Origin of the sequence: Rhodococcus sp. 14-2470-1b, from assembly GCF_002259415.1 — a bacterium.
Lineage (GTDB): Bacteria > Actinomycetota > Actinomycetes > Mycobacteriales > Mycobacteriaceae > Rhodococcoides.
This window is the reverse complement of the sequence record NZ_NPFY01000003.1, coordinates 53,230-76,250: the sequence shown is the minus strand read 5'-3', so window position 1 is coordinate 76,250 and position 23,021 is coordinate 53,230. Positions and strand designations below refer to the sequence as shown.

22 protein-coding genes are annotated in these 23,021 nt (G+C 65.3%); 17 read left to right on the top strand and 5 right to left on the bottom strand.

The genetic code is table 11. The features are described 5' to 3' along the window. The first annotated feature begins 2 nt into the window (after positions 1-2). The 5 genes from rplO to map all read left to right on the top strand — a co-directional run bounded on the left by rplO (position 3) and on the right by map (position 3,414). Positions 3-446 (top strand): 50S ribosomal protein L15, encoded by a 444-nt coding sequence (rplO, locus tag CH293_RS01575; RefSeq protein ID WP_019663566.1) that lies wholly within the window; start codon positions 3-5, stop codon positions 444-446. Positions 447-487: 41 nt separating this feature from the next. Next, on the top strand, positions 488-613 hold the full coding sequence (locus CH293_RS28445) for a hypothetical protein (RefSeq protein WP_255032762.1): 126 nt from the start codon (positions 488-490) through the stop codon (positions 611-613). A gap of 130 nt (positions 614-743) precedes the next feature. Then, a complete protein-coding gene (gene secY, locus CH293_RS01570) occupies positions 744-2,066 on the top strand; it encodes a preprotein translocase subunit SecY (RefSeq protein ID WP_094719156.1) in 1,323 nt (440 codons plus the stop codon). Beyond that, positions 2,063-2,617, top strand: a complete 555-nt coding sequence (locus CH293_RS01565; RefSeq protein WP_037108929.1) for an adenylate kinase — start codon at positions 2,063-2,065, stop codon at positions 2,615-2,617. The genes secY and CH293_RS01565 overlap by 4 nt, the downstream gene beginning before the upstream one ends. Then, entirely contained in the window at positions 2,617-3,414 is a 798-nt protein-coding gene (map, locus tag CH293_RS01560; protein WP_037108927.1) for a type I methionyl aminopeptidase, read from the top strand. The genes CH293_RS01565 and map overlap by 1 nt, the downstream gene beginning before the upstream one ends. 49 nt (positions 3,415-3,463) lie before the next feature. Here the strand turns inward: map and dtd are convergent, their stop codons facing one another. After that, entirely contained in the window at positions 3,464-3,901 is a 438-nt protein-coding gene (gene dtd, locus CH293_RS01555; protein ID WP_037108925.1) for a D-aminoacyl-tRNA deacylase, read from the bottom strand. A 221-nt stretch (positions 3,902-4,122) separates the two neighbouring features. Here dtd and infA point away from each other — a divergent pair, with 221 nt between their 5' ends. The 9 genes from infA to CH293_RS01510 all read left to right on the top strand — a co-directional run bounded on the left by infA (position 4,123) and on the right by CH293_RS01510 (position 9,454). Further along, positions 4,123-4,344, top strand: coding sequence for a translation initiation factor IF-1 (infA, locus tag CH293_RS01550; RefSeq protein ID WP_005140011.1), 222 nt, complete (start codon positions 4,123-4,125; stop codon positions 4,342-4,344). Between the two features lie 92 nt (positions 4,345-4,436). Continuing rightward, the gene (gene rpmJ, locus CH293_RS01545; protein WP_025347279.1) at positions 4,437-4,550 is read left to right on the top strand and encodes a 50S ribosomal protein L36; all 114 of its coding nucleotides are present in this window, start codon (positions 4,437-4,439) and stop codon (positions 4,548-4,550) included. A 200-nt stretch (positions 4,551-4,750) separates the two neighbouring features. Then, complete coding sequence (rpsM, locus tag CH293_RS01540; protein WP_019663573.1) at positions 4,751-5,125, top strand: 30S ribosomal protein S13; 375 nt, start codon at positions 4,751-4,753, stop codon at positions 5,123-5,125. Continuing rightward, complete coding sequence (rpsK, locus tag CH293_RS01535; protein WP_019663574.1) at positions 5,125-5,538, top strand: 30S ribosomal protein S11; 414 nt, start codon at positions 5,125-5,127, stop codon at positions 5,536-5,538. Before rpsM ends, rpsK begins: the two co-directional genes overlap by 1 nt. A gap of 20 nt (positions 5,539-5,558) precedes the next feature. Continuing rightward, the gene (gene rpsD / locus CH293_RS01530; RefSeq protein ID WP_019663575.1) at positions 5,559-6,164 is read left to right on the top strand and encodes a 30S ribosomal protein S4; all 606 of its coding nucleotides are present in this window, start codon (positions 5,559-5,561) and stop codon (positions 6,162-6,164) included. Positions 6,165-6,261: 97 nt separating this feature from the next. Beyond that, positions 6,262-7,326, top strand: coding sequence for a DNA-directed RNA polymerase subunit alpha (locus CH293_RS01525; protein ID WP_019663576.1), 1,065 nt, complete (start codon positions 6,262-6,264; stop codon positions 7,324-7,326). Between the two features lie 35 nt (positions 7,327-7,361). After that, entirely contained in the window at positions 7,362-7,970 is a 609-nt protein-coding gene (gene rplQ, locus CH293_RS01520) for a 50S ribosomal protein L17 (protein ID WP_094719155.1), read from the top strand. Positions 7,971-7,976: 6 nt separating this feature from the next. Continuing rightward, positions 7,977-8,864 carry a tRNA pseudouridine(38-40) synthase TruA gene (gene truA / locus CH293_RS01515; RefSeq protein WP_094719154.1) on the top strand — a complete coding sequence of 296 codons (888 nt, stop codon included), beginning with the start codon at positions 7,977-7,979 and terminating at the stop codon, positions 8,862-8,864. 23 nt (positions 8,865-8,887) lie between these two features. Next, the gene (locus tag CH293_RS01510; RefSeq protein WP_094719153.1) at positions 8,888-9,454 is read left to right on the top strand and encodes an NADPH-dependent FMN reductase; all 567 of its coding nucleotides are present in this window, start codon (positions 8,888-8,890) and stop codon (positions 9,452-9,454) included. A 7-nt stretch (positions 9,455-9,461) separates the two neighbouring features. Here the strand turns inward: CH293_RS01510 and eccE are convergent, their stop codons facing one another. Next, on the bottom strand, positions 9,462-11,138 hold the full coding sequence (eccE, locus tag CH293_RS01505) for a type VII secretion protein EccE (RefSeq protein ID WP_255122658.1): 1,677 nt from the start codon (positions 11,136-11,138) through the stop codon (positions 9,462-9,464). A 212-nt stretch (positions 11,139-11,350) separates the two neighbouring features. Here eccE and eccB point away from each other — a divergent pair, with 212 nt between their 5' ends. Beyond that, the gene (gene eccB, locus CH293_RS01500; protein WP_094719151.1) at positions 11,351-12,802 is read left to right on the top strand and encodes a type VII secretion protein EccB; all 1,452 of its coding nucleotides are present in this window, start codon (positions 11,351-11,353) and stop codon (positions 12,800-12,802) included. On the opposite strand, the gene mycP is transcribed toward eccB, so the two are convergent. The 3 genes from mycP to CH293_RS01485 all read right to left on the bottom strand — a co-directional run bounded on the left by mycP (position 12,751) and on the right by CH293_RS01485 (position 16,912). Next, the gene (gene mycP, locus CH293_RS01495) at positions 12,751-14,247 is read right to left on the bottom strand and encodes a type VII secretion-associated serine protease mycosin (RefSeq protein ID WP_094719150.1); all 1,497 of its coding nucleotides are present in this window, start codon (positions 14,245-14,247) and stop codon (positions 12,751-12,753) included. The two genes, eccB and mycP, sit on opposite strands and share 52 nt — an antisense overlap. Continuing rightward, complete coding sequence (eccD, locus tag CH293_RS01490; protein WP_255122657.1) at positions 14,205-15,752, bottom strand: type VII secretion integral membrane protein EccD; 1,548 nt, start codon at positions 15,750-15,752, stop codon at positions 14,205-14,207. Before eccD ends, mycP begins: the two co-directional genes overlap by 43 nt. Before the next feature lie 125 nt (positions 15,753-15,877). Beyond that, positions 15,878-16,912 (bottom strand): LLM class flavin-dependent oxidoreductase, encoded by a 1,035-nt coding sequence (locus tag CH293_RS01485; RefSeq protein ID WP_037108901.1) that lies wholly within the window; start codon positions 16,910-16,912, stop codon positions 15,878-15,880. 218 nt (positions 16,913-17,130) lie between these two features. On the opposite strand from CH293_RS01485, the gene eccCa reads away from it, so the two are divergent. Both eccCa and CH293_RS01475 read left to right on the top strand, forming a co-directional pair. Next, positions 17,131-21,150 carry a type VII secretion protein EccCa gene (eccCa, locus tag CH293_RS01480; protein ID WP_176459866.1) on the top strand — a complete coding sequence of 1,340 codons (4,020 nt, stop codon included), beginning with the start codon at positions 17,131-17,133 and terminating at the stop codon, positions 21,148-21,150. Continuing rightward, a complete protein-coding gene (locus CH293_RS01475) occupies positions 21,147-22,967 on the top strand; it encodes a type VII secretion-associated protein (protein ID WP_255122656.1) in 1,821 nt (606 codons plus the stop codon). The genes eccCa and CH293_RS01475 overlap by 4 nt, the downstream gene beginning before the upstream one ends. Positions 22,968-23,021: the final 54 nt, after the last annotated feature.

Sequence of the window (23,021 nt, the reverse complement as noted above, 5' to 3'; positions counted from 1 at the left end):
CCATGACCATCAAACTGCACCACCTGCGCCCCGCACCCGGATCCAAGTCGGCGAAGATTCGCGTCGGCCGTGGTGAAGGTGGCAAGCGTGGCAAGACCGCAGGTCGCGGTACCAAGGGAACCGGTGCACGCAAGAACGTGCCGGCACGCTTCGAGGGCGGCCAGATGCCCCTTCACATGCGTCTCCCGAAGCTCAAGGGCTTCACCAACCCGAACCGTGTCGAGTTCCAGGTCGTGAACCTTCGCGACATCGAGCGCCTGTTCCCCGAGGGTGGCCAGATCAGCATCGCTGACCTGATCGCCAAGGGCGCAGTCCGCAAGAACGAGCCCGTCAAGGTTTTGGGCGACGGCAAGCTGACCGTCAAGGTCGACATCTCCGTCAACAAGTTCACCGGTTCCGCCAAGGAAAAGATCGCCGCTGCCGGCGGTTCTGCAACCGAGGTATAGCCGCTGAGTCGACTCAGGTCGAGTGAGCACACAGTGTGACGATGGCCGCAGCGGCAACCCTTTTCGAGGGGCACGCTGCGGCCATCGCTGCCAGTGCGGCAGGTCGCCGGCCGACCGTTCGGGTCGTCCGTGGACTGTCCGTCCGGCGGATCGCCGCGCACTGTTAGAGTTCTAGAGTTACGTGAACATGCGTTTCATGCGGACGACCCATGTCGTGCGCAGTCCAAGATCGAACAGCCTAGAGCCTGGTGGCTCGATGCATGTTTCGATGCCATCGCAGTCGTGCCAGGAGGATCTTTGCTTTCCGCCTTCGTGTCGGCCCTCAGGACCCCTGACCTGAGACGGAAGATCCTTTTCACACTCGGTCTGGTCGCCCTGTACCGCTTCGGCGCTACGCTTCCGTCCCCGGGTGTGGATTACGCCAACGTCCGAGCCTGCATCGACCAGGTCTCCGGTGGCGACCAAGCGGGCATCTACTCGCTCATCAACCTTTTCTCCGGCGGTGCGCTGCTGCAGCTGTCGGTGTTCGCGATCGGCATCATGCCGTACATCACGGCCAGCATCATCGTTCAGCTCCTGACGGTCGTCATCCCTAAGTTCGAGCAACTCCGCAAGGAGGGCCAGTCCGGCCAGGCGAAGATGACGCAGTACACGCGTTACCTGTCGATCGCACTCGCGATCCTGCAGGCGACCGGCCTCGTCGCTCTCGCCTCACGCGGACAGCTCCTTCAGGGATGCCAGCAGGACATCATCGCCGATCAGTCGATCTTCGGTCTGGTCATCATCGTTCTCGTCATGACCGCAGGTGCGGCCGTGGTGATGTGGTTCGGTGAAGTCATCACCGAACGTGGTGTCGGCAACGGTATGTCGCTCCTCATCTTCGCCGGCATCGCATCTCGCATCCCGTCCGAGGGAAAGTCCATCCTCGACAGCCGCGGCGGCCTGGTCTTCGCGCTCGTCTGCGTCGCTGCGTTCCTCATCATCGCCGGCGTGGTGTTCGTCGAGCAGGGTCAGCGCCGAATTCCCGTCCAGTACGCCAAGCGCATGGTGGGCCGGAAGATGTACGGCAGCTCGTCGACGTACCTGCCGCTGAAGGTCAACCAGGCCGGCGTCATCCCGGTGATCTTCGCGTCCTCGCTTCTGTACCTACCGAACTTGATCGCCCAGCTCACGTCCGCAAGCACCGCCGTGGACCCCAGTTGGTGGCAGCGAATCATCAACGAGTATCTGGTGAATCCGGCGAACCCGGTCTACATCGCCATCTACTTCGGCCTCATCGTCTTCTTCACATATTTCTACGTCGCCATCACCTTCAACCCAGAAGAACGTGCCGACGAGATGAAGAAGTTCGGAGGCTTCATCCCCGGAATCCGTCCGGGCAGGCCGACCGCCGATTATCTGAATTACGTCCTCAGCCGCATCACCCTGCCGGGCGCTATCTACCTGGGCACCATCGCCGTGCTGCCCAACCTGTTCCTCGACATCGGAAGCTCCGGCGGCGCGCAGAACCTGCCGTTCGGTGGCACCGCCGTGCTGATCATGGTCAGCGTCGGCCTCGATACCGTGAAGCAGATCGAAAGTCAGTTGATGCAGCGTAACTACGAAGGGTTCCTCAAGTGAGACTCGTTCTTCTTGGTCCTCCCGGTGCAGGCAAAGGCACCCAAGCAGCAGTCCTGTCGGAGAAGCTGGGTGTTCCCCACATCTCGACCGGCGATCTGTTTCGCGCCAACATCGGTGAGAAGACCCCACTGGGAATCGAAGCGAAGAAGTACCTCGACGCCGGTGATCTCGTGCCGAGCGAGCTGACCGTCGACATGGTCCGCAGCCGCCTCGCAGAGCCGGACGCCGTGAACGGGTTCCTGCTCGACGGTTTCCCTCGCTCCGTCGGCCAGGCGGAAGCGCTGGTCGGAATTCTCTCCGATCTCGGCGCCGAGCTCGACGCCGTTCTGTCCTTCGTCGTGGACGAGGACGTCGTGGTCGAGCGCATGCTTGCTCGCGGACGCGAGGACGACAAGGAAGACGTCATCCGCAATCGCCTCAAGGTCTACCGCGACGAGACCGCACCGTTGCTGGACTACTACACGAACCAGATCGTGACCGTCGACGCGATCGGGGACGTCGAGGAAGTCAGCGCTCGTGCGCTGAAAGCGATCGAGGGCAACGACAAGTAATGGCGTTCGGTCGTAAGCGCAAGGTAGTGCCGTTCCGCAGCCCCGGCGAACTCGACGCCATGGCTGCGGCCGGCGCCGTAGTAGGCGCCGCGCTGGTTGCCGTGCGCGACGCGGCCAAGCCAGGTGTCTCGACGTTGGAGCTGGACCGCGTCGCGGAAGCTGTCATCCGTGACGCGGGCGCAGTTCCGTCCTTCCTGGGTTACCACGGGTTCACCGGCAGCATCTGCTCGTCGGTGAACGACCGTGTGGTTCACGGAATCCCCTCCGCGGCAGATGTCCTCGTCACCGGCGATCTGATCTCGATCGACTGCGGCGCAATTCTCGACGGCTGGCACGGTGATTCCGCCTGGACGTTCGGCGTCGGCGACATAATCGAAGCCGACCAGTTGCTCAGCGAGGCCACGAGGTTGTCGATGGAGGCAGGCATCGCTGCGATGCTGCCGGGTAACCGGCTCACCGACGTCTCGCACGCCATCGAGAACGGAACGCATGCGGCCGAGGAGTCGCACGGCCGCAAATACGGAATTGTCGACGGCTACGGTGGCCACGGCATCGGCCGCGAGATGCACATGGAACCGTTTCTGGCCAACGAAGGCGCTCCGGGCAAAGGCCCCGAACTCGTGGTCGGGTCGACTCTCGCGATCGAACCGATGCTGACGCTCGGTACGTACGAGACGGAGATTCTCGACGACGAATGGACTGTCGTCACCACCGACGGCTCCCGCGCCGCTCACTGGGAGCACACCGTCGCCGTCACCGAGGACGGGCCCCGCATTCTGACCTTGCGGCCGGAGTAACACACAAGGCGGAGTACTTCGACGCGCGAGTACTTCGACGCGCGAGTAGTTACAGTTCGAGGGTGATGGTCACCGGTCCGTCGTTGACCAGCGACACTTTCATGTGCGCCCCGAATCGTCCGGTCTCGACGGTGGCGCCGAGGTCACGCAGTCGATGTACGACACGATCGACCAGTGGTTCGGCAACCGAACCAGGCGCAGCCTGATTCCACGACGGTCGGCGTCCTTTTGCCGTGTTGGCGTAGAGCGTGAATTGGCTGATCACCAGGATCGGCGCGAATTCGTCGGCTGCTGACTTCTCACCGTCGAGTATTCGCATCCGCCATATCTTGTCCGCCACCGCGTCGGCGACGTGTGCGTCGTCGGAGTGCGTGACGCCGACGAGGACGACCAGGCCCTGGACCCCGTCGGCCGGTGTCAGAGAGCCGACCACGTCGTTCCCCACCGTGACGGATGCTTCCGACACCCGTTGAATGACTGCGCGCATCAACCGAGCTTGCCACGGATGATCACGTCATTTGGCCTGGTGCGACTTTGCCGGTAGCATAGGTCGGCGGTGCGCTCTGCGTTCCGGTTGTTCGCATGCCTGCGCAAGCCGGCGGTTGTTCGACCGGTTCATTCCCCGAACTTCGGTCGGTGGCCAGTGAGCATCACGGTAACGCAAAACAGATGCAATCAACCAGGTGTAAAGCCAGGGACGCGGAGGATATGGCTAAGAAAGACGGTGCCATCGAGGTCGAGGGCCGGGTAGTCGAACCCTTGCCCAATGCGATGTTTCGCATTGAGCTCGAGAACGGCCACAAGGTGCTCGCACACATCAGTGGAAAGATGCGCCAGCACTACATTCGCATCCTCCCCGAGGATCGCGTCGTAGTGGAGCTCTCTCCGTACGACCTCACGCGTGGACGCATCGTTTACCGCTACAAGTAACAAGCTTCTCCGGCCAGGTCCGGTCGGAGAGAACCATGCTCGCGACGTACCGCTGTGCGGTGCGCGAGGGCTACACACAGGAGATCAACGACGTGAAGGTTCAGCCGAGCGTCAAGAAGATCTGCGAGAAGTGCAAGGTGATTCGTCGTAACGGGCGAGTCATGGTCATCTGCGACAACCTGCGTCACAAGCAGCGTCAGGGATAACCACCGAGCATTCGCGTTTCTGCTTGGCACATAGCTAGAAGAAGACCTCCCAGCACCAACCGCAACATTCGCGTTGCGGCACACCCCCGGCACGGAGGCCGGGGCCCCACTGAGTTTTGGAGAGCCGCAAGGTTCTCGGCAGTACAGAGGCACAGGGGACGGACTGGGAGCAGACCTCCGGACATGAAAAGGATTGCCACATGGCACGTCTCGCAGGTGTGGATCTGCCGCGCGAAAAGCGCATGGAGATCGCACTGACTTACATCTACGGCGTCGGCCGTACCCGCTCGAAGGAGATCCTCGACGCAACCGGCGTGAGCCCGGATCTGCGCTCGAAGGATCTGTCCGACGAAGATCTGACCAAGCTCCGCGAGTACATCGAGGAGTCCCTCAAGGTCGAGGGCGACCTGCGCCGCGAGGTGCAGGCCGACATCCGTCGCAAGATCGAAATCGGCTGCTACCAGGGCCTTCGCCACCGTCGTGGTCTGCCCGTACGTGGACAGCGCACCAAGACCAATGCGCGCACCCGTAAGGGCCCCAAGCGCACCATTGCCGGCAAGAAGAAGGCGAAGTAATGCCCCCTAAAGCACGCGGTACAGGCCCGAAGAAGACGCAGAAGACGCGTCGCAGGGACAAGAAGAACGTCCCGCACGGATCTGCGCACATCAAGAGCACGTTCAACAACACGATCGTGTCGATCACCGACCCGGCAGGCAACGTCATCTCGTGGGCGTCGTCGGGACATGTGGGCTTCAAGGGCTCGCGTAAGTCGACTCCGTTCGCCGCGCAGCTCGCAGCCGAGAACGCTGCCCGCAAGGCGCAGGAGCACGGCGTCAAGAAGGTCGACGTGTTCGTCAAGGGTCCCGGCTCCGGCCGTGAGACCGCTATCCGTTCGCTCCAGGCTGCTGGCCTGGAGGTCGGCACCATCTCCGATGTCACCCCTCAGCCGCACAACGGCTGCCGTCCGCCCAAGCGGCGTCGGGTCTAGCGGGAAGGAAGGTTTAGAAAATGGCACGTTATACCGGTCCCGCTACCCGCAAGTCGCGTCGTCTGCGCGTCGACCTCGTCGGAGGCGACCAGGCGTTCGAGCGTCGCCCCTACCCGCCCGGCCAGCACGGTCGCGCGCGGATCAAGGAGAGCGAGTACCTGCTCCAGCTGCAGGAGAAGCAGAAGGCACGCTTCACCTACGGCGTCATGGAGAAGCAGTTCCGTCTCTACTACAAGGAAGCCAACAAGCGCCCCGGCAAGACCGGTGAGAACCTGTTGACGATCCTCGAGACGCGACTCGACAACGTCATTTACCGTGCGGGCCTCGCTCGCACGCGTCGTCAGGCACGCCAGCTGGTCACGCACGGACACTTCCTGGTCAACAACCAGCGAGTGGACATCCCCAGCTACCGCGTCTCGCAGTACGACATCATCGATGTCCGCGAGAAGTCCGCACAGACTCTCCCGATCCAGGTTGCACGCGAGAGCTACGGCGATCGTCCGGTTGCCCCGTGGCTGCAGGTCGTTCCCAACCGCCTTCGCATCCTGGTTCACCGGGTACCGGAGCGCGCACAGATCGATGTGCCGCTCCAGGAGCAGCTCATCGTCGAGTACTACTCGAAGTAAGGCGCAGAACGCCTGCGGGTGTCACCGATACCCGCAGGCGTTCTCGCCTCCATACGTGGACGTCAAATAGCGGACGTCCGTACAGGAGGAACACACAATGCTCATTTCACAGCGCCCGACGTTGACCGAAGAGGTCATCGCCGACAACCGCTCGAAATTCGTCATCGAGCCGCTCGAGCCTGGCTTCGGTTACACCCTCGGCAACTCGCTCCGCCGTACCCTGCTGTCGTCGATCCCCGGCGCTGCTGTCACCAGCATCCGTATCGACGGCGTTCTTCACGAGTTCACCACTGTCCCCGGAGTCAAGGAAGATGTCACCGACATCATCCTGAACCTCAAGGGTCTCGTCGTGAGCTCCGAAGAGGACGAGCCGGTCACCATGTACGTCCGCAAGCAGGGCCCCGGCTCTGTCACCGCAGGCGACATCGTTCCCCCGGCCGGCGTCACGGTGAACAACCCGGATCTGCACATCGCGACCTTGAACGACAAGGGCAAGCTGGAGATCGAGCTCGTCGTAGAGCGCGGTCGCGGTTACGTCCCCGCCGTTCAGAACAAGGCTTCGGGCGCAGAGATCGGCCGTATTCCGGTCGACTCGATCTACTCGCCCGTGCTCAAGGTCACCTACAAGGTGGAGGCCACTCGCGTCGAACAGCGCACCGACTTCGATCGGCTCGTTCTCGACGTGGAGACCAAGAACTCCATCACCGCGCGGGACGCGCTCGCTTCGGCGGGCAAGACCCTGGTTGAGCTCTTCGGCCTCGCCCGTGAGCTGAACGTCGAAGCAGAAGGAATCGAGATCGGACCCTCGCCTGCCGAGGCCGACCACATCGCTTCCTTCGGACTCCCCATCGAGGATCTGGACCTCACCGTCCGTTCCTACAACTGCCTCAAGCGCGAGGGTGTTCACACCGTCGGCGAGCTGGTTGGCCGTACCGAGTCCGATCTGCTGGACATCCGTAACTTCGGACAGAAGTCCATCGACGAGGTGAAGGTCAAGCTGCACTCGCTCGGCCTCTCGCTCAAGGACAGCCCCGCGTCCTTCGATCCGACCACCGTGCCCGGATACGACGCCACCACGGGAACGTGGAGCGACACCGATGCTGGATCCTTCGCGGACAGCGAAGGCGCCGAGCAGGACTACGCCGAGACAGAACAGCTGTAATCAGCTCGCTTTGAGCTCTTACTAGGAGATTCATCATGCCCAAGCCCACCAAGGGCCGCCGTCTCGGCGGGTCGGCGTCGCACCAGAAGGCCATCCTGGCCAACCTGGCGACGGCACTCTTCGAGCACGGCCGCATCACCACCACCGAGTCGAAGGCCAAGCGCCTTCGTCCGCACGCCGAGAAGCTTGTCACCCACGCCAAGAAGGGTGATCTCGCTCATCGTCGTGAGGTTCTCAAGACGATCAACAACAAAGATGTCGTGCACAAGCTCTTCGCCGAGATCGGGCCGTTCTTCGCCGATCGCGACGGTGGCTACACACGCATCATCAAGACCGTCCCCCGCAAGGGCGACAATGCACCGATGGCCATCATCGAGCTCGTCAACGAGCAGACGGTGTCCAACGAGGCCGATCGCGCTCGTCGCGTGAAGGCGTCGCAGACCGCGCCGGCTGCTGCAGAGGCTCCCGCCGCTGCAGAGTCGGACGAGCAGAACGTCGTCGAGGCTGTCGAAGCCGACGCGACCGACGCTCAGGTCGAGAACGCCGAGGCCGTCGTCGAGGGCATCGAGGACAAGGACGCTCATGCGTCGGACGCGTCCGACGCCGAAGCTGTGTCCACCGAAGACCAGGGCAAGAAGGACTAGTCCACTTTGGTCTCGGAGTTCAGCGCAAGCGGACCCGTCGTTCCCACCGGGAACGGCGGGTCCGCTTTTTCGGCGTCCCAGAGACTGCGCCTCGACATCTCCTACGACGGAACCGACTTCTCCGGCTGGGCACGTCAGCCAGGGATCCGTACGGTGTGCGGTGTTCTCGAGGAAGCCTTCTCGACAGTGTTACGTCAGCCCGTCGAATTGACCGTCGCCGGCCGCACCGATGCGGGCGTCCACGCACGTGGACAGGTCGCGCACGCCGACGTGGTCGGTGGCGTCGACGAACCGGATCGGCTGATACGACGAATGGCCAGGTTCCTACCGACCGACGTGCGTGTCACGGCATTGACGACGGTCAGCAAGGATTTCGACGCACGCTTCTCGGCGCTGCGGCGGCATTACGAGTACCGATTCAGCGTGGCACGCTACGGAGTCGACCCGTTGGCCCGTCGAGCGATCGTGTCGTGGCCGCGGGAGATCGACCTCGACGCGATGCGCGACGCGTCGGCGAGGCTCGTCGGGCTCCACGATTTCGCCGCATTCTGCAAGCGCCGCGAGGGTGCAACCACGGTCCGTGAGCTTCAACGGTTCGACTGGCAGCGGGACGGCGACCACGTCACGGCTTACGTGAGCGCGGACGCGTTCTGTTGGTCGATGGTCAGGAGCTTGGTGGGCGCTCTGCAGGCGGTGGGGGAGGGACGACGAAGTCCGGAGTGGACGGCGTCATTGCTCGAGACCCGCTCGAGGTCCAGCGCGGTGACGGTCGCTCCGGCACACGGTCTTTCCTTGGTGGGTGTCGACTATCCACGGGACGAGGAACTCGCCGAACGCAATGCAGCAACCCGCGAAGTCCGTCCGGAGATTCCGGCCTCCGGATTCTGTTGCTGACCGGTCGCCGTTAGGCTCGACCGATGAGCAGTGGTCGCGTCGAACTCGCGGTGATCGTCGGGAGCGTCAGGCCGCAGCGGTTGGGGCCGTCGGTGGCCCAGTGGTTCGTGGATGTGGCCGGGAAGCGGGCGGAGTTCTCCGTGTCGCTGCTCGATCTGCTGGAATTGGAGCTGCGGCCGGATCTGTCGCCGTCGGCGGGGGCTGAGAGACTGGCCGAGTCGATCTCGTCGGCCGCCGCGGTCGTCGTCGTGACGCCCGAATACAACCACGGTTATCCCGCGTCGGTGAAGACCGCACTCGACACGTTGAAATACGAATGGCGAGGCAAGCCGATCGGGTTCGTGTCCTACGGTGGCATGTCCGGGGGAGTGCGAGCGGTGGAGCAGTTGCGTTCGGTTGCAACCGAACTGCACATGGTGACGGTGCGAGACAGTGTCGGATTCGCGCGTGCGCGAAAGATCTTCGGCGGCAATCGGATTCCTGAGACCGGACCGGAGTTGGATTCAGCGAACCGAATGCTCGATCAGCTGTGGTGGTGGGCGTCGGCTGCAGCGGCTCGAGGCGCTGTCGACCCGTATCCGCATTCCTAGGAGCCGGTCAGTAGGCCGAGTTCGAGCGCCGCAGACTTCTCGGTCGGCCGATGAACGCGGTTTCCTGCGGGACGGTGACCAGGACCAGTTCCGCCTCGCTCGTGGACGTTCGAACCCGGATGCGATCACCGGCTGCGCCCGGCTGGTGTATGGACACCGTCGGGTCCGGCATCGGTGTTCGTGAAATCTGCTCGGTGAGTGTCAGCACGGTGACGCCGTCGTTGCGGACCTGACCCGGTGTGCTCATCGTGTCGGAGAAGTCGTGCACCACCAGATCCACCCGTGTACCGGTTCGGTGCGGGCCTCCGTCGATTCTCAACCGCTCGGGGGTTGCAAGCGAGTCGACGAGCGGACCCCACGCGTGGGGTCGGTCGGTACGAATCAGAATTCGTGCACCCGTGGCAACAGCCCTGAAGACCAGCTGCTGGGCAAGATACAGCTCGCCGGCGACGTGAACCGATCCGATGTCCGTGCCATGGATCCGCGCCGCGACTCCGTGGCCGGATGCGTCCGAACCGAGTAGTTGCCCGCATCCCGACGTCGGCAACCGGAGCTGTGCTGCGTGATCGTGGTCGATGGATCTGACGGGATCGGCGTACCCGCGGGCGGTGATCGCGAGTGGCAGTGACGTGAGCAGGGCTTCCCGTTGGCGACCACGCATCGACACCGGACGCGGAATGGACGGCGTCGGGACTGCCGACCTGGTGACGAATCCGCAGGATCCGGAGAGCAACACCCCGCCGACACCCGAACTCGGCTGCATTCGGAGGACGACGGTCGACGTGGACGCGGGCACCGACCACAGATCTTCGAGAGTTTCGGTGTCCAGCCCTCGGCAATCGATCCCGAAACCGGTCCTGATCACCCCCGGCAGAGGAGCGAACGACCAACGCTGGGTGAGGGATTCGAACGACGTCCCGCGGCACATGCGTGAGGTGGCGGCGTGAATCTCCGAGCGTGTGAGCGTCCGAGTACGTACGCGACCGGCCTCCAACGCCCGCGCAACCCGCCGGGTAGCGATCGTGATCGTCCGGTCCACACCGTCGCGGCCGCCGCCACGAGCGTCGACTGCGTCACGGTTCTTCCGCTCGTCCAGCGTCACGGTGACCCATACCGACCGAGCAGAGACGGCGGGGAGCGGGCCGATCAGGTTCTCGTACACGTCCGTCGCAGGTGATCCCGGTGCCGTTCTCGACCCGTGCGAAACGATGTCGATTCGGCTCAGCGAAATGTCGTGTTGGACAAGCGATTCAGTGAGGTCGCCGAGGTCGAACGCAGAGTCGGTCACGGCGGTCGACCGTCCGAGCCTGGTGGTGGCTCCAGGTGTCGGGAGAAGTTCCAACACACACGAGACCATGCTCCCTCGCCGGTGCACTCCGACGGCGGTTCCGTCGCCGTCGATGTACTCCGTGGTGACGCCTGTCGAGGGGACGGTCCCCGCCAGATATCGAGCCGACGTGAACCCCCAGTCGAGGAGGGGGCGTCCGCCCACGACGACGAACGGAAGCAGCGCGAACGGCAGTGCACACAGCACGACGGTGAGGGGCGGAAGCTCGGCAACAACTGCCGAGAGGCAGATCAGGACCGCGAATACTTCGACTCCCAGAGCTCGACGCAGGGTCGGTGCTCGAAATACCGACGAACGGGCCGGGGTCGGGCGACGGCGCCCCGGTAGCGCGGCCATCATGAAATCCTCCCCCGAAGGCTGTCCGTGTGACGAGCCGGACCCCCATCGCGGCTCAGCGGCGACTCTACGCTGTGCGCAACGATGTTGAAACCTCGTGCTCGCCGTCCCCTAGCCGTCGTCGACGGCGGTCGTGGCCGGGTGGGTAGTAGGGTGTGCGCCGGGGACGGACCCGAGGGTGAGTCGGGTCCGAGGAAACGGTAGGGGGCACCGTGGCGGCGACGCCGACAACGAAATGGCAGGTCGGCGGATACAGATTCCTCGTCCGCCGAATGGAACACGCATTGGTTCGGCGGGACGTGCGAATGCTGCACGACCCCATGCGCTCTCAATCCCGTGCACTCGCAGTCGGTCTCGTGATCGCGTGCATCGGACTTGCCGGGTGCGCAGCGCTCGCTCTGCTGCGGCCCCAGGACAAGATCGGCGACTCGGCGATCGTCGTCGGCAAGGAATCCGGCGCGATGTTCGTCCGCGTCGACGAAACCTTCCATCCCGTGCTGAATCTCGCGTCGGCACGCCTCGTCGTCGGGCAGGCGGACGATCCGACGATCGTCAAGGACAGCGAGCTCGCGAACAGGCCGCGAGGGGCGTTGGTGGGCATACCCGGTGCGCCGTCGTCGCTGCCGTACGACGTCGACGGTACGTCGGTCGCGTGGAGCGTCTGCGACACCGTTGGCGGGGCGGGGTCCGTGGCGGGCACGACCGTGATCGCAGGCGATCCCCGACGCGGTGACGGCATCGAACAATTGCAGGACACCCAGGCTTTCCTGTGGGAGACCGGAGACGGGGTCTTTCTCGTCTACGACGGTGTACGCGCCGCGATCGATCTGAACGACAGGTCGGTCGTTCGAGCGCTCGGGCTCGAGAACACCATGCCATCCGGAGTCAGCGAGGCACTGGCCAACACCGTGCCCGTGGTTCCTCCGATCGCACCGCCGCTGATTCCGCGGGCGGGCGAGTTACCCGCCTACTCGCTTGCGGGGAAGACCGTCGGCTCGGTGGTGAAAGTGGTCGACACCGAGGATCGTTACTACGTGGTCCTCTCCGAGGGGATTCAGGAGGTCAGCGTTGCCACCGCGCAGCTGATCACGTTCGCCGACTCGCAGGGGAGTCCGGAGATCGACTCGTTGACTCCCGACGCACTCAGCGATGCACCGTCGGCCGACTCGCTCGCGGTGAAGACTTTTCCGCGGTCCCGTCCGTCGATCGTCGACCGAGAGTCCGAGCCGGTGGGCTGCGTGGCCTGGCTCCCACAGGACGCGCCCGACGGCGGCCCCACCGCACGTCTCGAATTCTCCTCGGGCAGAGTGCTTCCGCTGCCGGACTCTGCTCGACCCGTTGCGTTGGCGCAGGCCGACGGTGGGGGACCTGCGGCCGACGAAGTGTTCGTGCAGCCGGGTAGCGGAGGTTTCGTGCAGACCACGGGGATCTCGCCGACGAGCGTGCGACGAGACGGATACTTCTTCGTGGCCGACACCGGCGTGCGGTACGGGGTCGCGGATGCGGACGCGGCGAAGGCACTGGGCTTCGGAGCGGCTGCGTCCGCACCCTGGCAGATAGTCGAATTGCTCGGCGTGGGGCCGGCTTTGAGTCGAGACGCAGCCTTGACCGCTCACGACGGTGTCGGACCAGATCCGGACGCAGCCCTGCTTCCGTCCGAATGAGGGAGGACTCGGCGCCGCAGAGGCAGTGACAATCCGAGACCCAGAACGAGGACGACACCGACCGCCGCCGCGCCGGTCAGAGCCACCGTCCGCGGCCGGGTGTCGGGCGGCTCCGGCACGAGTGGCGCGGCGATGTCGACCGGCGAGGCAGGGAATTGCGCAGAGTCGGTGCGTACCTGTCCGGTAACCGCGGCCAGCGGATCGACGACGCCGTGACCGACGAGAGGATTCCAGCCCTCGGCGGGTGCGTGCGCTGTCGCCTCGATGCGTTCGATCACCTGGGCGGCCCGAAGGTCGGGCCGGTGCGCCCTGATCAATGCGGCAACCGCGGCGACCAGGGGAGCCGAGAAACTCGTCCCTTGGATCGGAGTCACACCACCCTGATTGTCGATGGTGCCGCCGGCGAGTCCTGTCCCCGTCGGCGACAGAGACGTCATCGCCGTGCCCGGGGCCGCGACGTCGACCCACGGGCCCGCGAGGGTGAACGCTGCCGGTGATCCATCGGGGTTCACCGACCCGACGGTGAGAACCTGATCGTCGAACCATGCCGGTGTCGCGACGGTGGCGACGCGATCCCATTGATCGGCGAACGGATCGGTCGGGTCGGGAAGGGGGTTCTGCGTGGCGCACGCGGACCCGCCGCCTCCGGTGTTGCCTGCGGCAGCGACCACAACGACGTCCTTGACAGTGACGGCGTACTCGATCGCGGCGCCCAAGGGGCCGTCGACGGGACCTGTACCGCCCGGTACGCACGCGACCTCGGAGATGTTGATGACGGTCGCGCCGAGGTCCGCGGCAGTGCGTACGGCCATCGCCATCGTCATCACATTGCCGTAGCCCGATGCGTTCGCGGCAGCGGGATCCTCGGTGTCGGGCTCACCGCCTTCCCGGACGACGCGAAAGGCGTTGCTCGACTGGCGGATCGACAGTATCTGAGCTTCCGGAGCGCCACCGGCGAAGCCGCTGCCCTCCACCTGAGACGCGGCGATCAGACCAGCAACGAGAGTTCCGTGGGCGTCGCAATCGGACAGTCCGTCGCCCCTGTGGACGTAGTCGCCTCCCGGCCGCAGTCCCGGCAGTCTCGGGTGCGGTGAGACGCCCGTGTCGATGACGGCGACGACCTGCCCGGCGCCTCGGGTAATCGGCCACACGGACCCGAAGTCCAGTGCCTGCAGTTCCGCGGGAATCGCACTGCCGTCGGCAATTTCGGAGACCGGTACACAAGCGTTTCGTTGCTCGGTAGGATCGAGCGGGGCGGCAGGCCCCGGTTCGGGCAGCAGTCCCGGATCGACGACGGGTCGGTCCGCGCTCGCGACACCGGCTCCGATGGTCGCCGCCATCACCGCGGCAGCAATCGGCACCGCCAGTGTTCGTGCCTGGGCGCGCCGACTCGATCGGACCGTCACAGCGCGCGCATGGCCGTGTACAGGCCACACACCCAGCACGCGAGTGGGATCACGGTGGCGATCACCGCGTACTCGACCAGCTCTGCAGTGCGCCGAAGGACGGGGGAGTACTCCCTGGTGGGCACCGATGAACCGAAGAACAGCGCTACGAGCGCCACAGCGACGCATGCGACGAAGGCTGCCAGCTGAATCGTGTCCGAATCGGACACGGCCGGCGTGAACACGACGGCCGCAACCAAGGCCAGAAGGATCGAAGCACCGCCGAGGACGAGAGGGAGCGCATGGTTCACCTGCGCGAAGGTTCGCCCGCGCAACAACAGGAGCAAGGCCGTCGCGAGTGCAAGGGACACGCCCGGCCGATAGATGGCGTCGCTCGATCCGAGCGCAGCCAGAAGTGCGCCACCCGTGGCCGCCGCGCCGCCGGCACACACGAGACCGGTCAGGTGACTACGGGCTCGCCGCGCCCGATCGGCGAGTTCGGCCGCACTGGTGGGGTCTTCGTCGCCTGCGTCGTCGAGCGGAGCACCTGCCGTCGGTACAGGCGGTAGTGGAAGTCCTGCCTGCATCATCGACACACGAGGTGCGGCCGCCAAGCCGGCCAACGCAACGACGGTGGTCCCCGCTCCGATGGTGCTCACCGGAAGATCGGTGAACATCGACACCGTTGCGCCTGCACACACGGTGACTGCCGCGGCACTCGCCGCGGTGAACACTGCGGACCCATGGCCGCCGATACGCAGTGCAAGAACGGCGGAGGCGCCGACGAGAGCCCCGCCGAGCACCAGGTGCGGTGCCCCGAATTCTCCGGGAACGAAACGAGATCCGGCCACGAACATAAGTGGAAGCGCGCATGCGGACAGAAAAACACCGGTGCTGTCGCCCCGATAGAATCTCCCGACGACGGTTCCCGCAACGATCATCAGCACGGCAGCCGTCGCCGCGGCCACGGCTGCAGTGACGCTTCGGGCGTCGACCTGACCGGCGTCGACGCGGCCGCCGAGTTGCAGCAGTGGAAGCATCGCGGCGATGCAGGCGAGCAACACCGCCGATGCACTTGTCACGAAACCCACTCGCCGCGCGGTGGCGGCTGTCCACAGGCCGTCCCTCGAGCCACCCCCCGTGCTGTCGACGGACGCCACCGCGAACATCAGATCGTCGTGCAGGGGCGGCAGCGCCGGGGCGTCGGCGGTACCGAGAACCAGTAGTTCGCCGTCGCGGACGGACGCCTCGTTGAGGGTTGCAGTGCCCGAGATCGGCGGCATCCCGACTTTGGACAGCACCCAGTCCCGGCCGTGCCTGTCGTTGCCGGCTGACGCACGCGAATCGACGATGTCGACGATGCCCGGAATCAACAACGAGATCGGCACGTCGGTGGGTAGAGCCATGTCCACCTGTGCGGACTTGGCGAGCACGGTCAATCGACACAGATCGAGCGGCGCTGCAGCGCCTCGACCCCGCGTGTCGTTCCTGGTGCTCGGTTCCACCGAGTTCGGCTGCAACCGCGCACCGTGTCCGTTCACGGCCTGCGAAACATCCCCCGTCACTGCTCGTCCCTCGTCACTGATGTTCCCCCGTCGCGCACAGTCACTCCGCTCGTGCCCCCCTGGCAACCAGCGTGGCCCACGATACTCGGAACCGGTGCCTGCGGGCGATATGCAGGACGGTTCGATCAGACTGCGCTGGTTGCGTGTTCCTCACTCCGCAGACCGGTCGCTTCGGCGAGGAGTTCGTAGGACCGCAGCCACGATGCCCGGTCGACGACTCCGGACGCCACGATCAACTCGTCGGCGTCGGCGTGGCGCACGAACCGATCGAGGTAATCCCGGACCGTTGCCGGTGTTCCCACCGCCGAATACTTGGTCATCTGCATGATCTGTCGGCCCTGCGGCGCGTCGAGAAGCATGTCCGCTTCCTCGTCGGTGAAGGTTCGCCCACGGCCGAGCAGCAAGCTGACCCTACTGCGTTTGGTGGCGAGGAACTGTTGCTGCGCATCGGCTTCGGTGTCGGCCGCGATCACGTTCACACCCGCGATGACATAGGGGGCGTCCAGCTGGTCCGACGGGCGGAACTCACGGCGATAGATCGATACGGCCTGCTCGAGCGCATCGGGTGCGAAGTGCGATGCGAAAGCGAACGGAAGACCGAGGGCGGCCGCGAGCTGCGCGCCGAACAACGACGACCCCAGAATGTACAGCGGCACTCCCGTGCCTGCGCCTGGCGTGGCCACCACGCCCGGCACGAGGGAATTGTCGGAGAGGAACCCCTGAAGTTCCTGAACTTCCTGCGGGAATCGGTCCGCCGACGACGGGTCTCGGCGCATCGCGCGCATTGTCTGCTGGTCGCTACCCGGTGCTCGGCCGAGACCCAGATCGATGCGTCCCGGGTGCAGCGTGGCCAGGGTGCCGAACTGCTCGGCGATCGTCAGCGGTGCGTGGTTGGGCAACATCACTCCGCCCGATCCGAGCCGGATGGTGGATGTGTTGGCGGCGACGTGACCGATCAGCACACTCGTCGCCGACGACGCGATGGTGCTCATGTTGTGGTGCTCGGCGTACCAGATTCGCCGGTAACCCCACTTCTCCGCGTGTCGGGCGAGTTCGACGCTCGCATCGAAACTGTCCCTGACGCTTTCACCTGGACCTATGTGTGCCAGATCGAGGATCGACAACGGTACAGAGAACGGTTGCGACGGGGAAGAGGACATGCTCGATGCCAGCCTTTCGACGAGAAATATCGTGTTCGAGAGCGACCGGGCGCTCCTCGTGAACACAACCGACGAGGGATGCGGGCTATTCCGAAGCCCGAGGCGAGGGCTGGCTCACGGTGCGCGCATGCGTTAGCCTTCGGGCCGGAGTCGCTCTCGCCTGGGAACGAGCGCGGCCTCGGTGTCGGGGGACAGCGCGAGACGGTGGGGGCAGCAGCGTGAGTACGGTTCGTTTCGTTCGTGGTGCCCGTCGTCCGGTGCCGAGAACGCCGGGTGGCGAGGTGACGCTGCAGGCGCCACCGGAAATTCCTCGGATCGTCCCCGGAAATCTGTTGATGAAGCTCATGCCCGTGGTCATGGTGGCGGCGATGGTAGGCATGGTCGCATTGATGTTCACCTCGGGCATGGCTGCGAACCCGATGATGCTGATGTTTCCGGCAATGATGCTCGTATCGATGCTGGGGATGGTCGCGGGCGGAGGAAAAGGCGGCGGCGCGCGGACCGCCGAGGCGAACGAGGATCGCAAGGATTACCTGCGTTACCTGGACCAGTTGCGCAAGGACGTGCGCGTCACGGCCGACGCGCAGCGTACAGCCCTCGAGTGGTCACACCCCGATCCTTCCGTCCTCTGGTCGTTCGCCGGAACTCACCGAATGTGGGAACGCCGCACCGCGGACCCGGATTTCGTTCACGTGCGGATCGGCCGCGGCGCGCAGAGATTGGCCACCCGGCTCGTGCCACCGGAAACCGGCCCGGTCGAGGAACTGGAGCCGGTGTCGGCGGTATCCCTTCGACGCTTCGTGCGTGCGCATTCGGTCGTGAACGATCTGCCGACGGCAGTGTCGCTGCGCGGATTCGCGGCGATCTCGCTCACCGGAGACCGCGCCGCTGCCCGAGCGACGGTGCGTGCGATGGTCGCGTCACTGTGCTCTTTCCACGACCCGGATCAGGTGCGGATCGCAGTGGTGTGCGGGCCGGACACGGTGATGCACTGGGATTGGATCAAGTGGCTTCCGCACGCCCAGCACGAGCTTCTCGAAGACGGGGTCGGCAGCGCTCGGATGATCTACGGCTCGTTCCTGGAACTCGAAGGTGCGCTGGGCGAACAGCTTTCGCTGCGGAACAAGTTCACGCGTGGAGCCCCGGCGACATCGGGTGTGGCGCACATCGTGATCGTCGTCGACGGGGGACTGCTGGACAACAGTGGCACCGACGTGACACGAACCGGGCTGGAGGCGGTCACGGTGCTGGATCTCTCCGGATTCGCGACGTCGCTCGCGTCCAGTCGAGGGCTGCGGCTCGTCACCGAGAACGGAACAGTGGGTGCGGTCAGCGGACCCGGCGTCGAGGTTTTCGGGCAGGCGGACATGCTGAGTGTCGCAGCAGCGGAAACGGTGGCGCGCCGGCTGTCCCCCTTTCGTACGACGTCAGCTCGGCACAGCGACGTCACCGTCGACGAGGGTGAGTCGATATCGACATGGAACCGACTGCTCGCGATCTCCGATGTCGGTGACCTCGATCCGATGCGTGTGTGGACGCCGAGACGTGGCCGCGACCGGCTGCGAGTGCCGATAGGCGTCGCGCCCGACGGGAGCGCGGTCGAGATCGACCTGAAGGAATCCGCGGAGAACGGCATGGGTCCGCACGGACTGTGCATCGGTGCGACGGGATCGGGAAAATCGGAATTTCTGCGGACGTTGGTCCTGGGGTTGGTGGCTACCCACTCCCCGGATCAGTTGAACCTGGTCCTCGTCGACTTCAAGGGTGGCGCGACGTTCGCCGGGCTCGAGGACGCGCCGCACGTGGCCGCCGTGATCACCAACTTGTCCGACGACCTGGCGCTAGTGGACCGGATGAAGGATGCGCTGGCCGGTGAGATGAACCGCCGTCAGGAACTCCTCCGAGACGCCGGTAACTTCGCCAACGTCACGGACTACGAGAAAGCTCGGTCGTCCGGCGCGGCCCTGGCGCCGATGCCCGCACTGTTCATCGTCGTCGACGAATTCTCGGAATTGCTCAGTCAGCAGCCGGAATTCGCCGACCTCTTCGTCGCCATCGGACGTCTCGGTCGATCGCTGCACATGCACCTGTTGCTGGCCAGCCAGCGACTCGAAGAAGGCAAGCTTCGCGGGCTGGACAGCCACTTGTCGTACCGGATCGGATTGAAGACGTTCTCGGCGAACGAGTCTCGGACGGTCCTGGGGGTTCCCGACGCGTACCATTTGCCGGCGCAACCCGGCGCGGGGTATCTCAAGTGCGACTCTGCCGAGATCATGCGGTTCGCGGCGTCCTACGTGTCGGGTCCGTACGTTCGTCCGCGCACGGCACGTCAGGTGACCGGACGTTCGGACGTCGACATCGTTCCGAAGCTGTTCGGTGCGTTCCCCGTACCGGTTTCCCCCGGCGACCGGACGCGCGAGCTGGAGCAAACGCACCCCGTCGACACCGCGGACCTCCAGGCGGACGGCGCCAGGAGCGTGGACGACGCTCAGGACGCACGTACGGTTCTGGACGTCGTCGTCGAACGTGTTCGCGGGCACGGTAACCCGGCCCACGATGTCTGGCTCCCTCCGCTCGACCGGTCGCCCGCGCTCGACAGCCTGGTCGGAGCCGCGGATCCGGCGGCGCTCGCACAGCGACCGGCGACGCTGCGGGCACCGATCGGCATCGTCGACAGGCCGTTCGATCAGCGCCGAGACCTCCTGCAGGTCGACCTGTCCGGGGCACAGGGGCATCTGGCGATCGTCGGTGGTCCGCAAACCGGAAAGTCGACCGCGGTACGCACTCTGATCATGTCCATGGCTTCGACGCACACCCCGGAGCAAGTTCAGTTCTACTGCCTCGACTTCGGTGGGGGAACCCTCAACGCTTTGATCGACCTCCCTCATGTGGGCTCGACGGCGAGCAGGCTCGACGTCGATCGCGTTCGTCGCACGGTCGCGGAGGTGACGTCGGTGATCAGTCGCCGTGAGCGTCTGTTTCGCCAACGGGGTATCGATTCGATGGCCGAATTCAGACGCCGACGGACCGAGCACCCCGTCGACCCCGAGGATTCGTTCGGAGACGTGTTTCTGGTCATCGACGGGTGGGGAAGCATCAGAACGGATTTCGAGCCACTGGAGCAACAGCTCGCCGCCGTCGCCGCGCAGGGGTTGTCGTACGGCGTCCATCTCGTCGTCACCGCGACGCGGTGGGCCGAGATCCGACCCGCGACGAAGGACCTGATCGGTACTCGAATCGAGCTCCGTCTCGGTGACGCATCGGACTCGGAGTTCGGACGGGTCAAGGCGGCCAGGGTGCCGGAGAACAGGCCCGGCCGTGGAATCACGAAGGACGGGCTGCACCTGCTGATCGGCCTACCGCGCCTCGACGGTGCGTCGTCGACCACGGATTTGGGCGCAGGGATCACCGCTGCGCTGCGCAGTGTTTCGGCTCGATACGGTGACAGAGCCGCTCCTGCCGTACGCATGCTTCCGGACAGCTTGCCCCTCGCGGACCTCAGGCGGGTACTGGTCGGTCGATGGCCGCGGGCGCGCGGCGAGGTCGCGGAGCTGTGGGTTCCGCTCGGCATCGACGAGGCCGAACTGAAACCCGTCGCGATCGACTTCGCCGAGCAAGCCCACTTCCTCGTGTTCGGAGACACCGAATGCGGAAAGACGTCGTTGCTGAAGTCCATCAGCTCCTCACTCGTGGAAGCGAACACGCCCCAGCAAGTCAAGATCATCTTCGCGGACTATCGACGGACGATGCTCGGACTGGTGGACACCGATCATCTGGCCGGATACGCCGCGTCGCAGCCGGTTCTGAACACGATGATGACCGAGTTGGCGTCAAAACTGGCCGAACGCATGCCAGGCCCGGACGTCACGTCACAGCAACTTCGCGAACGGTCGTGGTGGACCGGGCCGGAAATCTTCGTGATCGTCGACGATTACGATCTCGTGGCCACCGCGTCGGGAAATCCCCTGACGCCGTTGACGGAATACCTTCCGCACGCCCGAGACATCGGCCTGCACCTCGTCGTCGCGCGGCGGTCCGGTGGAGCCTCGCGGACGATGTACGACCCGGTGATCTCACGGATACGCGATCTCGTGTCACCGGGATTGGTGATGAGCGGATCTCGCGACGAGGGCAACCTCGTCGGAACGGTCAAGCCGTCGCCGATGCCGCCGGGGCGGGGGATGTTGGTGGACCGGCGTGGACAGTCGCTCGTGCAACTGGCCTGGTCCCCGGCATGACTGTGCCCGGCCTGAGTGTGCCCGGCCTGAGTGTGCAGCGAGCCGAGTCCGCTGGAACCTACGCCGCGGTTCACCTGGGTGAGGATTGTGTGTCCGTGCTGGTGAGTTCTGCGGGCGGAGTGCGGTGCAGCAGGTTCGACATCGCGTTGACGATGGACGCGGGCACCCTGCTCTTCCTGCGTTCCGATCTGCAGGACGCGGCAGCCGAGCACGCGGGGGTCGTCTCCGAGACCGAGCGGCGACCGTGGTCGTTCGTCGACGACGACGCGCTGCTCGTCGGATCGACCGTAGTTTCCACCGCTCGCGTGTTCGGCGGAATCGTGGGCGACGCACTCGCACGATCCGGCGTCGTGGGTCACGTGGACCTGCTCGAGATCGCGTGTCCGTCGGCGTGGGGTGACGTCCGCCGCGACGTGGTACGGCGAGCCGTCCGTTCCTCGGCCGGCGAGGTCACGGTGCTCGACTCCGCGACGGCGGTCGTTCGATCGCTCGGAGAGCGTGCCCCCGAGTATGCCGTGGTCGTCGAGATCGACGACCTGAGCTCGGTCGTCATCGGTCTCGATCGGCGGCGAGACGAGGCGGGGGTGCACGGGCAGCCACACGGTTACGTTCGGGATGTGCGTTGGGACGCAGTGGGAAGCAGAGACATCGATGTAGACGCCACCGCGAGCCGGTCCGTTCTCGATCGCGTGTCTGCTCTCGTCGCGGCTGAACCCAGGCGTGGACGAGTCGACGTGTTCGTCCTCGCGACGACAGGAGACGAACCCATTCTGCCTGGGCTCACCGGACCCGGTGTCGGCGAGGCAGCGTCGGACGACCTGCACGCGTACCGGATGCACCGTGCGACGGGGCTGACTGTCGTTCGATCGATGGCGTCCGCCGTCGGACTGTCGGATCCGGGCGACGCACCAGGGGATTCGTACCGTTCGGCAGACGCGGGCTCGGACTACGAGCCGGCCGTGGGCGCCCACGACTGGGCCAGTCCGTTCGCAGCAGACATCTACGCGGCGGGGGTGCGCGGGGAGGTGGGGACCGGTGACCTTCGATCGGATCCCACGGTGAACCCGCCGGTGCCGTCGGGCCGAGCCGCGGCGTGGTTGAACGAGGCGACCGCGCCGCCGCCTCCGACGCGCCGTGTTCCCGCGCTGGCTCTCGGCGCGCTGGCTCTCGTCTTCCTTCTCGGCGGGTTGGTGTTCTTCGTGTTCCGGTTGGAAAAACCTGCGCCCCCCGCCCAGCCTGCATCCGCGCAGCCTGCTTCCGCGCAGCCTGCTTCCGCCCAGCCTGCTTCCGCCGAACCGATCCCGGCTGCGGCCCCGACATCCGAGCCGCCGGTAGCCGGATCGACGGCTCGGGCCACCGAGCAATCGACGCCCGAGTCGACGCCGGAGCCGGTCTCACGGTCGGAGTTCGGGAGAGCCAGTATCGCCGGGCCTGCGACCTGGACGACGCGCAGCGAGCAGACGCGACTTCTGTTGATACCGCCGGACTTTCCCGAGCGGCGGATCGTCCTCTCGTCGACGGAACTGACACCGGGTGCATCGTTGGATTCGGTGGCCGAGGATCTGCAGCGACAACTCGACGCACGCAGCGACGACGGGTCGATCGTGGATTTCACCGCCGCGACGGATTTCGGTGAGCGAGTGGGAATCTCGTACGTGGAGAATCCGCCTGACGGGTCGACGGTGCAGTGGCACGTCTTCGTCGACGGCGGGCTGCAGGTCAGCATCGGATGCCAGAGTTCAGCGGGTTTCGCGGACGCGTTGATCGACGACTGTGCGCGGGCGGTGTCGAGCCTGTCCGTTTCACCGGCTCGGTAATTCGCGACCGGTTCGAAGATTCTTCGGATCCGATGGAACCGAACCACCGACCGG